Genomic DNA, 13,851 nt, shown 5'->3' on the forward strand with positions numbered 1-13,851 from the left:
GCACGGCAAGCCTGCAAGTGTAATCCAGACTCCTCGCGCGATCGTGCTGCGTCGCGCGTTTGCTGCGCGTTTACAGGCGATTCTTATGTCCGTTCTGCCCCATGGATCAAGCCTGCTCGACCACGATCACATGCACGCGATACGGGCCATGCGCGCCCAGCACGATGGTCTGTTCGATATCACCGGTGCGCGACGGGCCGCTGATGATATTGGTCGCGCGCGGCAGCTCGCCGCGTTCGCTGCGCACCAGCGCAAAGGCGTCTTCCAGACCGGCGACCACGCGCGAGCGCGGCACCACCGCGATATGCGTTTCCGGCAGCAGCGCCGCGGAGGCGAAAGTCGCCGGCCCCGATAGCAGCATCAGCGAGCCGGTCTCGGCGATCGCACAGAAGCAGCCGGTGATGCCGACCAGGTCGCCATGGTCGCGGTCGGCCTCGACCTCGCGCAGCGGCGGCCGGCATTCGACCGCGATGCCGGCGGCCTGCCATGGCAGCGTGCCCAGCGCATCCCATGCCACGGCGCGCTGCACCAGGTTCAGGCTGTCCAGATAACGTCGCGCTGCCGCCGGCACTTCGTCCATGGTGGCGACACGATCGACCGTAGACGCCATGCGCTGGGCCTGCTGCACGAAGGCTTCGACGAGATCGGCGGCCGGCATCGGGCGCGGGCCTTGCGGATGGCGCGCGAGGTAATCGGCCACCGCGGCGCGTTCGCCCTGCGTGGGCTGGCGCGGCCTGCCCTGTGCGGCACGGATGCGGGCAAAGATGCGGTCGCGGGCGTCGTTGGTTTCCATAGGGCCTGGCAGTGCGGTTGGCAAGGATGCGCCGATTATAGTTGCCGCGGCATGGCACGGCGCACCGGAATCCCGCAATGCCTACTGCGCCGAGAACACCTGCCGCAGGTAGGACAGGTAGCCGACATCGTCGCACATGGTCTTTTCCGGCGTGTCCGACAGCTTGGCCACGGGCTGGCCATTGCAGCGCACCATCTTGATCACGATCTGCAGCGGCGTGTAGCCGAGATCGTTGGTCAGGTTGGTGCCGACGCCGAAGGCCAGCCGGCAGCGGCCGTGGAAGCGCTGGAACAGCTCGATCACGCGCGGCACGTCCAGGCTGTCGCTGAAGATCAGCGTCTTGGTGCGCGGGTCGACGCGGTTGGCGGCGTAATGCGCCACCATGCGCTCGCCCCAAACGATCGGGTCGCCCGAATCATGGCGCACGCCGTCGAACAGCTTGCAGAAGTACAGGTCGAAGTCGCGCAGGAAGGCATCGAAGCCATAGGTATCTGACAGCGCGATGCCAAGGTCGCCACGGTACTCGCGCGCCCAGCGTTCGAGCGCGTACACCTGCGAATCGCGCAGGCGCGGCCCCAGCGCCTGGCAGGCCTGCAGGTATTCGTGCGCCATCGTGCCGAGCGGCACCATGTTGTGCAGGCGGGCGAAATGGACGTTGCTGGTGCCGGCCAGCTGCGAACCGAGCTCGCGCCGCATGGTCAGCAGCACCTCTTCCTGCCAGTCGCGCGAGAAGCGCCGGCGCGTGCCATAGTCGGCGATGACGCAATCGGCTAATTCCGGCGGCTGCAGCAGCGCCAGCTTGTTCTCCAGCCGGCTGCGCCCGACGGCCAGGTCAGGCCGCGGCTGGGTGCGACGGAAGTAGACCTCGTTGACGATCGCCAGCACCGGCACTTCGAACAGGATGGTATGAAGCCAGGGGCCGATGATCGAGATCTCGATCTCGCCGTTGCCCTGCGGCGCCTCGCGCACCGACACGTACTTCTCGTTCAGGTGGAACAGGCCGAGGAAGTCGATGAAATCGCTCTTGATGAAGCGCAGGCCGCGCAGGTAGGCGAGTTCGTCATCGGTAAAGCGCAACTGGCACAGGTGCGCGATCTCGGCACGGATCTCGTCGATATACGGCGTCAGGTCGACGCCGGCGTTGCGGCACTTGAAGCGATATTCGACCTGCGCCTGCGGAAACTGGTGCAGGACCACCTGCATCATCGTGAACTTGTACAGGTCGGTGTCGAGCAGAGACTGGATAATCATGGCTAGCCAGAAGGCGATGTGCCGGGTCAGGCTGACATGCTAACCGAGACGGCGCGCGTCCGGGGCGCTGACAGGCGTTCAAGCGCCGTCGAGGAACGGCTGCGGCGCGCGCAGGACCGGCTTGCCGGCCGTCCTGCCCTGCAGGCACCACAGCGCGCGGCCGTCGCTCCCGGGGCACGACACCAGCGTGGCGGCACTGCGCGGCACGCGTTGCGGCAGCGGCTCGGCGAAGGCGCCGTCCTCGGCAAGGATGCGCTCGGTGTAGACCGCCGCGCCCGCGCGCTCGAAGCGCAGCACCTGCATCCGGTCCCCCGGTTTCGGGTTCAACTCGGGTCCGCAAGGCATCAGGCCGGCACGGCCGCAATGGGCGATGGCATCGCCCGCGGGGGAATCGGTCACGGTGAAGTAGTCCCAGTCGAAGCCGGTCAATGCGGGCAAGGCAACCGGCGCCTCCGATCGCGCGCGCCATGCCACCAGCCGGGACACCACGCTGTCCGCCATGCCCGGCTGGACCAGGGCTTGCGCAGCGGCGGTCGGTGTCATCGCCGGAAATGCCGCCAGCATCACAAGCAGGGATAGCAAGGCGGCGCGGCGGCAATCACGAAGCTGGCGTGGCATACGAATCTCCCGGCGTGGAGGCATGTGGCACTCAGGCGGCCTCATCATGCCTGCGGTTGCGCAAGCACGCCAGCGGGCCGCCATGTCTTGGATCAAAAGTACATAAAGAAATAAGAAAACTATCTGATCCAGCTATATAGACCCGCTATCCTTGCCAGAAGGCTCGGCTACAATACCGGTTCCCGAAAGGCCACGGCCGGCGCTCGTCCCGCCATACCTGCCCGCCAAGGCAGATGGAGGCGTCCGCCGGCAAGAAGCGGCCCAACAGTTTCCCATTAAAAGCCGACCCGTTTTCCTGGAACCGAAATGACTCACGTTGTCACCGAATCCTGCATCCGTTGCCGCTATACAGACTGCGTTGACGTATGTCCGGTGGATTGTTTCCGCGAAGGCCCGAACTTCCTGGCCATCGACCCGGATGAGTGCATCGACTGCGCCGTATGCGTGGCCGAGTGCCCGGTGAACGCCATTTACGCCGAGGAAGACGTGCCGGGCGACCAGCAGCAGTTCATTGAACTGAACGCCGAACTGGCGCGCGCCTGGCCTTCCATCACCAAGACCAAGGCCCCGCTGGCCGAGGCCGAGGACTGGAAGGACACCACCGACAAGCTGCAGTACCTGGAGCGCTGAGCGCGCCAGGCTGCAAAGAAGGCCGTCCCCACGCGCTTTCCGCAATGCCGGGCACCCGCGTGCCCAACCAACGTATCAGGACGAATATGGACTTGAGCATTCCAAATCCCGTTGCCGACACGACCAAGCAGGTCGAGGGCGGCAGCCCCGCAGGCGGCCAGCCGCTCGAAATCGACGCGCTGATCGTCGGTGCCGGTCCGGTGGGCCTGTTCCAGGTGTTTGAACTGGGCCTGCTCGAAATCAAGGCCCACGTGATCGATTCCCTGAAAGTCGTTGGCGGCCAGTGCGTGGAGCTGTATCCCGACAAGCCCATCTACGACATCCCGGCCGTGCCCAGCTGCACCGGCCAGGAACTGACCGACAACCTGCTCAAGCAGATCGAGCCGTTCGAGCCCACCTTCCACCTGGGCCAGGAAGTCTCCGTGGTGGAGCGCCGTGAAGACGGCCGCTTCTTCGTCGAGACCTCGCTCGGAACCCGCTTTATCACCAAGACCATCTTCATCGCCGCCGGCGTGGGCTCGTTCCAGCCGCGTACGCTGAAGGTCGAGGGCCTCGACAAGTTCGACGGCAAGCAGCTGTTCTACCGCGTCAAGGATCCGAGCCGCTTCCACGGCCGCAACCTGGTCATCGTCGGCGGCGGCGACTCGGCGCTGGACTGGACGCTGGACCTGGTCGGCAAGGCCGAGTCGGTGGTGATGATCCACCGCCGCGACGGCTTCCGTGCCGCGCCGGCCTCGGTGGCCAAGATGAAGGAACTGTGCGAACAGATGGAGATGCAGTTCCTGGTCGGCCAGATCGGCGGCTATGAAGAGAAGGACGGCGTGCTCACCGAGATCAAGGTGACCGGTGCCGACGGCGTGACCCGCCGCCTGCCGCTGGACGACCTGCTGGTGTTCTTCGGCCTGTCGCCCAAGCTCGGCCCGATCGCCGAGTGGGGCCTGGACCTGGAGCGCAAGCAGATCAAGGTGGATACCGAGAAGTTCCAGACCAATATCCCGGGCATCTTCGCGGTGGGCGACATCAACACCTACCCCGGCAAGAAGAAGCTGATCCTGTCGGGCTTCCACGAGGCCGCGCTGGCTGCGTTCGGGGCTGCGCCGTATATCTTCCCCGAGAAGAAGATCCACATGCAGTACACCACGACTTCGCCGAAGCTGCACAAGGTCCTGGGCGTGGAATCGCCGGTGTTCGACTGAACGGCGCTGCACGGTGCCGCAGAAAAAACCGCCGCAAGGCGGTTTTTTTCTGGCACAAACGAAAAACCGTCGCTATAATGCGGCCTCGCTGTTGACCACCAACGTGGGACGCAGCCAGCCAGCCGCTCCGAAGCACCTGAAGACAAACAAAATGTTGGCAAGGTGTTGACGGCAAAAAGAGAAACTGGCTATAATTTCTTTCTCAGCTGTTCCCCGATAGCTCAGTCGGTAGAGCGACGGACTGTTAATCCGCAGGTCCCTGGTTCGAGCCCAGGTCGGGGAGCCAACCGATACGGAAGCCCGGTGCAAATGCACCGGGCTTTTTCGTTTGTAGCTCGTTGAGGCTTGCGCCCGGGGCTGCCGCAGCGCCCCTGCCCTTCGCCGCCCCTGCCCTCTTCCCTCCGTTTATCCCTGCAGCGTGTTGCCCGCGGCCTTCAGCGCCACGACGATAGCCTCCGCATTGGCTTCGACCCGATGCAGCGGCCCCGCCACCGACATCCCGTAGACGACGCCGCCGAGCGACACCGGAATCGCGATGGCCCCCAGGTCCGGGAACGACTCGCCGAAGTTCGGATACCACCCCTGCGCCTGCCATTGCTGCATCGCTGCCTCGAATACCCGCAGCGAGTCCACCGTGCGCCCGGTGCGCGACGCAAAGGAAACGCCGGCCAGCAGTTCCGCGCGGCTCTCCGCGGCCATGGTGCCAAGGATGGCGCGGCCGATGGAATTGACATGCGCGTCGCGCAGTTCGCCCGGCGCGGCGATATAGCGCACCGGGTTGGCGGACTCGCGCACCTCCAGGTAGAGCACGCGGCCGTCGTCCTGCAGCTTGCCAAAGATCACGGTTTCGCCGGTGTCATCGCGCAGCGACTCCAGCACCGGCTGCACCCGTTCGAGCAGCGGGTCGTTGCGCGCGATGCGCTGGGCGATATCGAGTAACCGCCGCGTGGGGTAATAACCCTGGCGGCGGCCGGTTTCGTACAGGTAGCCCAGCGACGCCAGCGTGCGGATCAGCCCCAGGCAGCTCGACATCGGCGCGCCCAGCAGCTTCGCCAGTTCGGTCAGCGTCAGCGAGCGCCCTTCGCGCGCATAGATCTCCATGATCTCGATCACGCGCAGCGCCGTCTTGACGCTGCCGTAGCCCGATTTTTCCGCCGCTTCGTTTTCTGCCATCGTGGGCTTCCTCGACTTCCGTGTGCTTTGGCCGGAATTGTACGCGGCGTGGGAACGGCACCCGCGGATCCCGGTGCGGCCGGATCAGGTACCGGTGCCGTCCTGCGCCTGTGGCAGACCTTCCGGCCAGCTACGGATATTGCCCGGCGTGCGCGAGAACCGTGTGGGGATGCCGACACCCCGCAGTCGCCCTTCGCTCGGATGGTCGTATTCGAACATCATGCCGGTGGCGCGCAGGTGCGGGTCATCCACCAGGGTGTCGAAATGCGGCAGCTCGCTGTGCGGGATATCGGCATCGCGCAGCAACGCCAGCCACTCCGCGGTGGTGCGCTGCGCGACGATCTCGGCCAGCGTGGCGTAGAGCGCGTCGATATTGGCGCTGCGCGCGGCTGGGGTCGCATAGCGCGGGTCGCGCGCCAGTCCGGCATGGCCTGACAGGTCGAAAAAGCGCAGCCATTGCGCGCTGGTATAGGGCAGCAGCGCGAGATGGCCGTCGCTGGTGCGGTACGGCTTGCGGTGGGCCGACATCACGCGCGGATAGCCGGCAGGGCCGAGCGGCGGCACGAAGGTCTGCCCGGCCAGCTGCTCGGTGGCGAGGAAGGACACCAGCGTTTCGAACATCGGCACCTCGATGGCCTGCCCCTGCCCCGACCGCTCGCGCTCATACAGCGCCATCGGGATCGCATAGGCGACGGTGAGGCCGGCGACCTTGTCCGCCAGGATGGTGTTCACGTACTGCGGCCCCTCGTTCGAGTTGGCGCCCTGGAACTGCGCCATCCCGCTGCGCGCCTGGATGATGTCGTCGAAGGCCGGCGCGCCGGCATACGGGCCCTCCTCCGAATAGCCATAGGCGCCGCAATAGATCAGCCGCGGATGATCCGCACGCAGCGAGGCATAGTCCAGGCCGAGCTTGCGCAACGACTGCGGCCTCACGTTGGAGACGAAGACATCGGCCGTGGCGATCAGCGACTTCAGCTCGGCCAGGTCCTCCGGCTGCTTGACGTCGAGCACGACAAACTGCTTGTTGCGGTTCAGGTTGAGGAAGCTGGCGCCCATCGCGGCGTGGCGCGCCGGCTCGGCATGGCGGAACACATCGCCGGCGGGCGCTTCGACCTTGATCACCTCGGCGCCCATGTCGCCGAGGATCTGCGTGGCGTACGGCCCCATCGCGACCGAGGTCATGTCGATCACCCGCACGCCCGCCAGTGGCCCGGTCGCGGGAGGCGCTTTGTCTTGCATCGTCACCTCCCGTTCAGTACGACTTGGGCAAACCCAGCACACGCTCGGCGATAAAGCACATGATCAGCTGCGGGCTGACCGGCGCGATGCGCGGGATATACGATTCGCGCAGCAGGCGCTCGACGCGGTATTCGCGCGAATAGCCCATGCCGCCCAGCGTCAGGATCGCGGTCTGGCAGGCGTTGTGGCCAGCCTCGGCGGCGAGGTACTTGGCGGCGTTGGCCTCGGCCCCGCAGGACTGCCCCGCGTCGTAGCGCGCGGCGGCCTTCAGCATCATCAGGTTGGCCGATTCCAGCTGCATCCACGCCTGCGCCAGCGGGTGCTGGACGCCCTGGTTCATGCCGATCGGGCGGCCGAAGACCACGCGCTCCTTGGCGTACTGCGTGGCGATTGCCAGCGCGGCGCGGCCCAGTCCGATGGCTTCGGCGGCGATCAGGATGCGCTCGGGGTTCAGGCCATGAAGGATGTATTCGAAGCCCTTGCCCTCTTCGCCGATCCGGTCTTCTTCCGGGATGTACAGGTCGTCGATGAACAGCATGTTGGTATCGACGGCGGCGCGGCCCATCTTGTCGATCTCGCGGATCTCGATGCGGCTGCGGTCCACCTTCGTGTAGAACAGCGACAGGCCTTCGGTCGATTTCTTCACCTGCTCCAGCGGCGTCGTGCGCGCCAGCAACAGCATGCGGTCGGCCACCTGCGCGGTCGAGATCCAGATCTTGCGCCCGCTCACCGAATAGCCGCCCGGCACCTTGCGCGCGAAAGTCTTGAGCTTGGTGGTGTCCAGGCCCGCATCGGGCTCGGTCACGCCAAAGCAGGCCTTTTCCTCGCCGGCGATCAGCGGCGGCAGGAAGCGGCCCTTCTGCTCTTCGGTGCCGAACACCACCACCGGGTTCAGGCCGAACACGTTCATATGCACCGCCGACGCGCCGGTCATGCCCGCGCCCGACTGCGAGATGGTCTGCATCACCAGCGCCGCTTCCAGGATGCCGAGACCGGCGCCGCCGAATGCCTCGGGCATCGCCACGCCCAGCCAGCCGCCCTCGCACAGGGTCTTGTAGAACTCGTGCGGATAGGTGCCGGACTTGTCGAGGCGGTCCCAGTACTCCATGTCGAACTGCGTGCAGACCTGCTGCACGGCTTCGACGATCGATGCCTGTTCTTCGGAGAAATCGAAATTCATGAGATTGCCTGTCAGGTTGTTTATTCCGGCTGGATGCCCGCGTCCTTCACCAGCCGCGACCACTTCTGCAGTTCGGCCACGACAAACTGGTTCAGCTCGGCGGGCGTGCTGCCGAAGGGCTCGAAGCCCAGCGCGTGGAACTGTGCGGCATGCTGCTTGCTGGTGGCGATGGCAACCAGCTCGCGGTTGAGGCGCTCCACCACGGGCGCCGGCACGCCGGCGGGTGCGAATACGCCATTCCAGGAAGTGATGTCGAAACCCTTAAGCTCGGGCGCGCTGCCGACCGGCGGCAGGTCCGGCAGCAGCGCACTGCGTTGCACGGTGGTCACCGCCAGCGCGCGCAGCTTGCCGGCGCGCACATTGGCGATGCCCGCGGCAAAGTCGACGAACATCGCCTGCACCTGGCCGCCCATCACGTCGGTCATCGCCGGCGGCGTGCTCTTGTACGGCACGTGCAGCATCTTCAGGCCCGCCATCTTCGACAGCGTCGCGCCGGCGACGATGCCGGTGCTGTTGCCGCTCGCGTAGCTCATGCCAGGATGCGCCCTGGCGTAGTCGATGAATTCGCGCAGCGTCTTCACCGGCAATTGCGGGTTGACCACCAGCATGAACGGCAGGTTGCCCATGCGCGAGACCGGCGTGAAGTCCTTGACCGGGTCGTAGCGCAGCTGTTTCATCAGCGACGGGTTGGCCGAATGCGTGGTGTTGGTGGTCATGAACAGCGTATAGCCGTCGGCCGGCGCCTTGGCGACGAACTCGGCGGCGATGGTGCCGTTGGCGCCCGGCTTGTTGTCGACCACCACCGGCTGCTGCAGCGCTTCGCCCAGGTACTTGGCGGTCAGCCGGGCCACCGCATCGGTGCCGCTGCCGGCTGCGAACGGGACCACCAGGCGCAGCGGCCTGGACGGAAATTCATCGGCGGCCGGCGCCGGTGTTGCAAGCAGCGCGGCGGCAAATCCCACCACCAGGCTGGCGAAAGCGGTCTTGAAGCACTTCACGGTCTGTCTCCTGTCGTTATATGAATTCTTGCCGTGGCCGGCCGCGTCTCAGGCGGGCCGTGTCACACGCTCGGGCGATTCCTCGTACGGTGGGGAATAGATCACCAGGATCCTGGCCGGCTCTTCGCTTACCACCGTGAACACATGCATCTCGTCCGGCGGGAAGAAGCAGCAATCGCCCGGTCCCAGTTCCTTGCGCTGGCCGCCGACTTCTGCGACGGCCCGGCCTTCCAGCACGTAGCACACCTGCTCGATGCCGGGGTGCGCGTGAGGCAGCGCGCCCTTGCCTTTCTCGATGGTGCCGTGAATCACTTCCAGGTGGCGCGAACCCACGGTCTCGGGGCCGATCAGCCGGCGGTTCAGCGTGCCGACGTGGTTGGCGGGGTGGTAGCCCTCGACCTCTTCGGTCGAGATGAAATAAACCGGGGGTTGCGGCACGCTGCTCTCCTGTGTGGATCTCGCCGTACTGGGCGAGTAATTCATATCTATGAATCTTAGTTTATACATATGAATTTAATCGTCAAACAATTTCAGGCATCTTGCGGGTTTACCGGTAGGCAGCGCTTGGGCCATCACCCGCGATTCCGGGTGGGCTGGTGGACAAGCGAAAAAATGCGGATAATTCGCGGCTTGCCGGCCTTTCCTACGGCGCCGATCGAACGCCATTCTTGACAGGTGCGTCGTATACGTGCCATAGTTACGGGCGTATAGCATTCATGGAAACCGGTACTGTCAGGCTCCAAGTTATATCCGGGCCTGGCGCTATCACCCCCTGACACTGGTTGCACGGACTGAAACGTCCACATCTTTCAGGTTCGCGGGGGCGCACCGGGCACAAGCCCAGCGTGCAATACCAGTCGCTCCGGCGACAGCAGTTTCCCCCCGTGTGAACCAGCCGCTACCGCGGCAATCCCCTAAAGGACTGAATTGACTAAGATCGTCTTGAAACCCGGTGAGCCCGTTGAAGTTGCAATGCGGCGTTTCCGTCGTGCCATTCTGCAGACTGGCCTGATCGTTGAACTCAAGAGCCGTACCGCTTACGAGAAGCCGACGACCGAGCGCAAGCGCAAGAAGAAGGCCGCCGAAGCACGCCTGCGCAAGCGCCTGCGCATGCAAATGCTGCCGAAGAAGATGTACTGATTCGGGCAAGCTTCGTAAAAAAACCGCCAGTTCGCTGGCGGTTTTTTTATGCCTGCACGAAACGTGCGTCCGGGTCGCGCCCCAGGCTGGCGGCCTTTGCTGCACTGCGCCACCTGAGCGTTGCGCCGATGCCCGGCATAATGGCGGATATTGCGCCCCCTTTTGGGCGCCCACCGGACCCTGCCTTGACTGCCATCCTCGAGTTGCGCAAGGTGCGCAAGCAATACGGCGATACGGTCGTCGTCGATGACCTCGATCTCCAGGTGTTTCGCGGCCAGTGCTTTGGCCTGCTCGGCCCCAACGGCGCCGGCAAGACCACCACGCTGCGCCTGCTGCTGGGCCTGACCACGCCGATGGCCGGCACGCTGATGCTATGCGGCGAGCCCATCCCCGAGCGCGCGCCGCAGGCGCGCATGCGCGTGGGCGTGGTGCCGCAGTTCGACAACCTCGACCCGGATTTCTCGGTGATCGAGAACCTGCGCATCTTCGGGCGCTACTTCGGGCTGTCATCGACCGAGATCGAGCGCCGGGTGCCGAAGCTGCTGGAATTCGCCCGGCTGGAAAACCGTGCCGACGCGCAGGTGCGCGACCTCTCCGGCGGCATGCGCCGGCGCCTGACGGTGGCGCGCGCGCTGATCAACGATCCCGACCTGCTGGTGATGGACGAGCCCACCACCGGACTGGACCCGCAGGCGCGCCACCTGATCTGGGAGCGCCTGAAGTCGCTGATGGCGAGTGGCAAGACCATCCTGCTGACCACGCACTTCATGGAAGAAGCCGAACGGCTGTGCAACTACCTGTGCGTGATCGACGGCGGGCGCAAGATCGCGGAAGGCAAACCGCACGAGCTGATCGACAGCCAGATCGGCTGCGATGTGGTCGAGGTCTACGGCGATGAACTGGGCACGCTGCGCGGCACGCTGACACCGCTGGCGCAGCGCACCGAAATGAGCGGCGAGACGCTGTTCTGCTACGTGCGCGAGCCCGCCCCGCTGCTGGCGGCGCTGCACGGCAAGAACGGCGTGCGCTACCTGCACCGCCCGGCCAACCTGGAGGACGTGTTCCTCAAGCTGACCGGCCGCGAGATGCGGGACTGAACCAGGGACTGACATGAGCGAACAGGATCCCCGCACCGACACCTCCGACACCTCCGACACGCCCGCCATCGCCACCCGGAGCGCTGGCCCGGCCGCGCGCCAGACCTATCCACAGCCGCTGCTGCCACGCAACATGCGCAACTGGATGATGGTCTGGTACCGCAACTACCTGGTGTGGAGGAAGCTGGCCATCCCGTCGATGATCGGCAACCTGGCCGATCCGATGATCTACCTGTTCGGCCTCGGCCTCGGGCTGGGGCTGATGGTGGGCCAGGTCAACGGCGTGTCGTACATCGCCTTCCTCGCCGCCGGCACCACCGCATCGAGCGTGATGATGTCGGCCAGCTTCGAGTCGATGTACTCCGCCTTCTCGCGCATGCACGTGCAGCGCACCTGGGAAGCGATCATGCACGCGCCGCTGACATTGGGCGACGTGGTGCTGGGCGAGATCTTCTGGGCGGCCAGCAAGGCGGTGCTGTCGGGCCTGGCGATCATGCTGGTGGCGGCCGCGCTGGGCTATGCGCAAATGCCGGGCGCGCTGCTGGCGCTGCCGGTGATCGTGCTGGCCGGCATTGCCTTCGCCGCGCTGGCGATGATCGTCACCGCGCTGGCGCCCAGCTACGACTTCTTTATGTTCTACCAGACGCTGGCGATGACGCCGATGCTGCTGCTGTCGGGCGTGTTCTTTCCGGTGGAGCAATTGCCCGAAGGCGTGCAGGCGGCCACCAGGCTGCTGCCGCTGGCGCACGCGGTCGATCTGATCCGGCCGCTGATGCTGGGCCGGCCCGTGGAAGGCGCCAGCCTGCATCTTGCCGTGCTCGCAGCCTATGCGGTGGCCGCGCTGGTGGTTTCGCTGGTGCTGCTGCGCCGGCGGATGTTGCGCTGAGGTTGCACGCGCGGGCTCAGGCGCTGCCCACCAGCTTGAGCCCGATTGCCCACACCACTTCGAACAGCCCTGCCAGGGCCAGCAGTGTCCATGCCATACCGAAATTTCCCGTTGCAGCGTACCGTGCGCAACGATAGCGGAGAACCCGCCACCTTGCAGCGCGTTGCCTTGGCGTTGGGGGCCGCGTTGGCTACCTTTTCGCTGGGCGGCTGCATGGTGATGGCCGTGGGCAGTGCCGCGGTTTCGACCGTGGCAACCGTCGGTTCCGCCGCGGTCAGCGTGGCCTCGACCGCAGTAGGTACTACTTACGACATCACCGCTGCCGGCGTGAAAGCGGTGGCCGGCAGCGACGATCCGCCGCCGGCGCAGGAAGCACCGTAAGCGCGGGCAGCCTCGCAGGCTGTCTTACTCGCCCAGGCCGCGCAGCAGGTCGGCCTTCAGGTCCTCGACCGATTCCAGCCCCACCGCCAGCCGGATCAGCCCTTCGCCCACGCCTGCGGCCGCCTTGGCCTCCGGGCTCACGCGTGCATGCGTGGTGGTGTACGGGTGCGTGATGGTGGTGCGGGTATCGCCCAGGTTTCCGGTGATCGAGCACAGACGCGTGTTGTCGATCACGCGCCAGGCGTTGGCGCGCTGCTGCTCGGGCGTGGCGCCCTTCAGCTCGAACGAAACGATCGCGCCGCCACCGCTCTGCTGACGCATGGCAATCTCGTGCTGCGGGTGCGACTGCAGCGCCGGGTGGAACACGCGCGCCACGGCCGGATGCGACTCCAGGAACTGCGCCAGCGCCAGCGCGCTGGACGAATGGCGCTCCATGCGGATCGCCAGCGTCTCCATGCCCTTGAGCAGTACCCACGCGTTGAACGCCGACAGCGTCGGGCCGGCGGTGCGCACAAACGGGAACACCTTGCCCATGATGAAATCGTGCGAGCCCAGCACCGCGCCGCCCAGCACGCGGCCCTGGCCATCGATATGCTTGGTGGCGGAATGCACCACGATGTCGGCGCCGAACTTCATCGGCTGCTGCAGCGCGGGCGAGCAGAAGCAGTTGTCGACCACCAGCAGCGCATTGGCGTTGTGGGCAATGTCCGCCACGGCCGCGATGTCGGCCACTTCGGTCAGCGGATTCGACGGCGTCTCCAGGAAGAACAGCTTCGTGTTCGGCCGCACCGCCGCGCGCCACGCCTCGAGGTCGGTCGGATCGACAAAGGTCGTCTCCACGCCGAACTTGCCGAAGATATTGTTGAACAGCGTCATGGTCGAACCGAAGATCGCGCGCGAGCTGACCAGGTGATCGCCCGCCTGCATCGACGACAGCACCACCGACAGGATCGCGCTCATGCCCGACGCCGTGGCCATGCAGGCCTGCGCCCCTTCCAGCGCGGCCAGCCGCGACTGGAACATCGACACGGTCGGGTTGGTGAAGCGTGAATAGGTGAAGCCCTCTTCCGAGTTGGCAAAGCGTTCGGCGGCCTCGGCGGCGCTGTTGAAGCAGAAGCTCGAGGTCAGGTAAATGGCCTCGGAATGCTCCATGAACTCGCTGCGCAGCGTGCCGGCGCGCACGCCAAGGGTATCGATGCCGAGCGATTCAGGATTGAGCGGTTCGTTCATGCTGGTGGCGCGGTCGTACCCGCGCGAATGCAATGGTTG

15 protein-coding genes and 1 tRNA gene are annotated in these 13,851 nt (G+C 65.6%); 7 read left to right on the forward strand and 9 right to left on the reverse strand.

The annotated features are described in order from the left end of the window. Positions 1-106: 106 nt before the first annotated feature. The 3 genes from E0W60_RS22270 to E0W60_RS22280 all read right to left on the reverse strand — a co-directional run bounded on the left by E0W60_RS22270 (position 107) and on the right by E0W60_RS22280 (position 2,662). The gene (locus E0W60_RS22270; protein ID WP_133095513.1) at positions 107-793 is read right to left on the reverse strand and encodes a LutC/YkgG family protein; all 687 of its coding nucleotides are present in this window, start codon (positions 791-793) and stop codon (positions 107-109) included. A gap of 81 nt (positions 794-874) precedes the next feature. Beyond that, on the reverse strand, positions 875-2,044 hold the full coding sequence (pncB, locus tag E0W60_RS22275) for a nicotinate phosphoribosyltransferase (protein ID WP_135705573.1): 1,170 nt from the start codon (positions 2,042-2,044) through the stop codon (positions 875-877). A 78-nt stretch (positions 2,045-2,122) separates the two neighbouring features. Beyond that, positions 2,123-2,662, reverse strand: coding sequence for a hypothetical protein (locus E0W60_RS22280; protein WP_135705574.1), 540 nt, complete (start codon positions 2,660-2,662; stop codon positions 2,123-2,125). Positions 2,663-2,968: 306 nt separating this feature from the next. Here E0W60_RS22280 and fdxA point away from each other — a divergent pair, with 306 nt between their 5' ends. From fdxA to E0W60_RS22295, 3 genes are all read left to right on the forward strand, one after another. Beyond that, positions 2,969-3,292: a ferredoxin FdxA gene (gene fdxA, locus E0W60_RS22285; RefSeq protein ID WP_133095510.1), complete on the forward strand. Its 324-nt coding sequence runs from the start codon at positions 2,969-2,971 to the stop codon at positions 3,290-3,292. Between the two features lie 86 nt (positions 3,293-3,378). Then, positions 3,379-4,488 carry an NAD(P)/FAD-dependent oxidoreductase gene (locus tag E0W60_RS22290; RefSeq protein WP_133095509.1) on the forward strand — a complete coding sequence of 370 codons (1,110 nt, stop codon included), beginning with the start codon at positions 3,379-3,381 and terminating at the stop codon, positions 4,486-4,488. Positions 4,489-4,698: 210 nt separating this feature from the next. Beyond that, positions 4,699-4,774, forward strand: a tRNA-Asn gene (locus E0W60_RS22295). Between the two features lie 119 nt (positions 4,775-4,893). Here E0W60_RS22295 and E0W60_RS22300 read toward each other — a convergent pair. The 5 genes from E0W60_RS22300 to E0W60_RS22320 all read right to left on the reverse strand — a co-directional run bounded on the left by E0W60_RS22300 (position 4,894) and on the right by E0W60_RS22320 (position 9,516). After that, entirely contained in the window at positions 4,894-5,661 is a 768-nt protein-coding gene (locus E0W60_RS22300; RefSeq protein ID WP_133095508.1) for an IclR family transcriptional regulator, read from the reverse strand. A gap of 84 nt (positions 5,662-5,745) precedes the next feature. Beyond that, positions 5,746-6,900 (reverse strand): CaiB/BaiF CoA transferase family protein, encoded by a 1,155-nt coding sequence (locus E0W60_RS22305; protein ID WP_135705575.1) that lies wholly within the window; start codon positions 6,898-6,900, stop codon positions 5,746-5,748. Between the two features lie 13 nt (positions 6,901-6,913). After that, positions 6,914-8,080 (reverse strand): acyl-CoA dehydrogenase family protein, encoded by a 1,167-nt coding sequence (locus tag E0W60_RS22310; RefSeq protein ID WP_135705576.1) that lies wholly within the window; start codon positions 8,078-8,080, stop codon positions 6,914-6,916. A 20-nt stretch (positions 8,081-8,100) separates the two neighbouring features. Then, entirely contained in the window at positions 8,101-9,078 is a 978-nt protein-coding gene (locus tag E0W60_RS22315; protein ID WP_135705577.1) for a Bug family tripartite tricarboxylate transporter substrate binding protein, read from the reverse strand. A gap of 48 nt (positions 9,079-9,126) precedes the next feature. Next, positions 9,127-9,516: a cupin domain-containing protein gene (locus E0W60_RS22320; protein WP_135705578.1), complete on the reverse strand. Its 390-nt coding sequence runs from the start codon at positions 9,514-9,516 to the stop codon at positions 9,127-9,129. 489 nt (positions 9,517-10,005) lie between these two features. On the opposite strand from E0W60_RS22320, the gene rpsU reads away from it, so the two are divergent. From rpsU to E0W60_RS22345, 4 genes are all read left to right on the forward strand, one after another. Then, entirely contained in the window at positions 10,006-10,218 is a 213-nt protein-coding gene (gene rpsU / locus E0W60_RS22325) for a 30S ribosomal protein S21 (protein WP_010814647.1), read from the forward strand. Between the two features lie 140 nt (positions 10,219-10,358). Continuing rightward, complete coding sequence (gene nodI / locus E0W60_RS22330; protein ID WP_205751667.1) at positions 10,359-11,315, forward strand: nodulation factor ABC transporter ATP-binding protein NodI; 957 nt, start codon at positions 10,359-10,361, stop codon at positions 11,313-11,315. A gap of 13 nt (positions 11,316-11,328) precedes the next feature. Then, positions 11,329-12,201 carry an ABC transporter permease gene (locus E0W60_RS22335; protein ID WP_135705579.1) on the forward strand — a complete coding sequence of 291 codons (873 nt, stop codon included), beginning with the start codon at positions 11,329-11,331 and terminating at the stop codon, positions 12,199-12,201. A 90-nt stretch (positions 12,202-12,291) separates the two neighbouring features. Continuing rightward, positions 12,292-12,582 (forward strand): hypothetical protein, encoded by a 291-nt coding sequence (locus tag E0W60_RS22345; RefSeq protein ID WP_240745887.1) that lies wholly within the window; start codon positions 12,292-12,294, stop codon positions 12,580-12,582. Positions 12,583-12,606: 24 nt separating this feature from the next. Here E0W60_RS22345 and E0W60_RS22350 read toward each other — a convergent pair whose 3' ends face one another. Beyond that, the gene (locus E0W60_RS22350) at positions 12,607-13,812 is read right to left on the reverse strand and encodes an O-succinylhomoserine sulfhydrylase (RefSeq protein WP_133095501.1); all 1,206 of its coding nucleotides are present in this window, start codon (positions 13,810-13,812) and stop codon (positions 12,607-12,609) included. Positions 13,813-13,851: the final 39 nt, after the last annotated feature.

This window comes from Cupriavidus oxalaticus (assembly GCF_004768545.1).
In the GTDB taxonomy this organism is placed as follows: Bacteria; Pseudomonadota; Gammaproteobacteria; order Burkholderiales; family Burkholderiaceae; genus Cupriavidus; species Cupriavidus oxalaticus_A.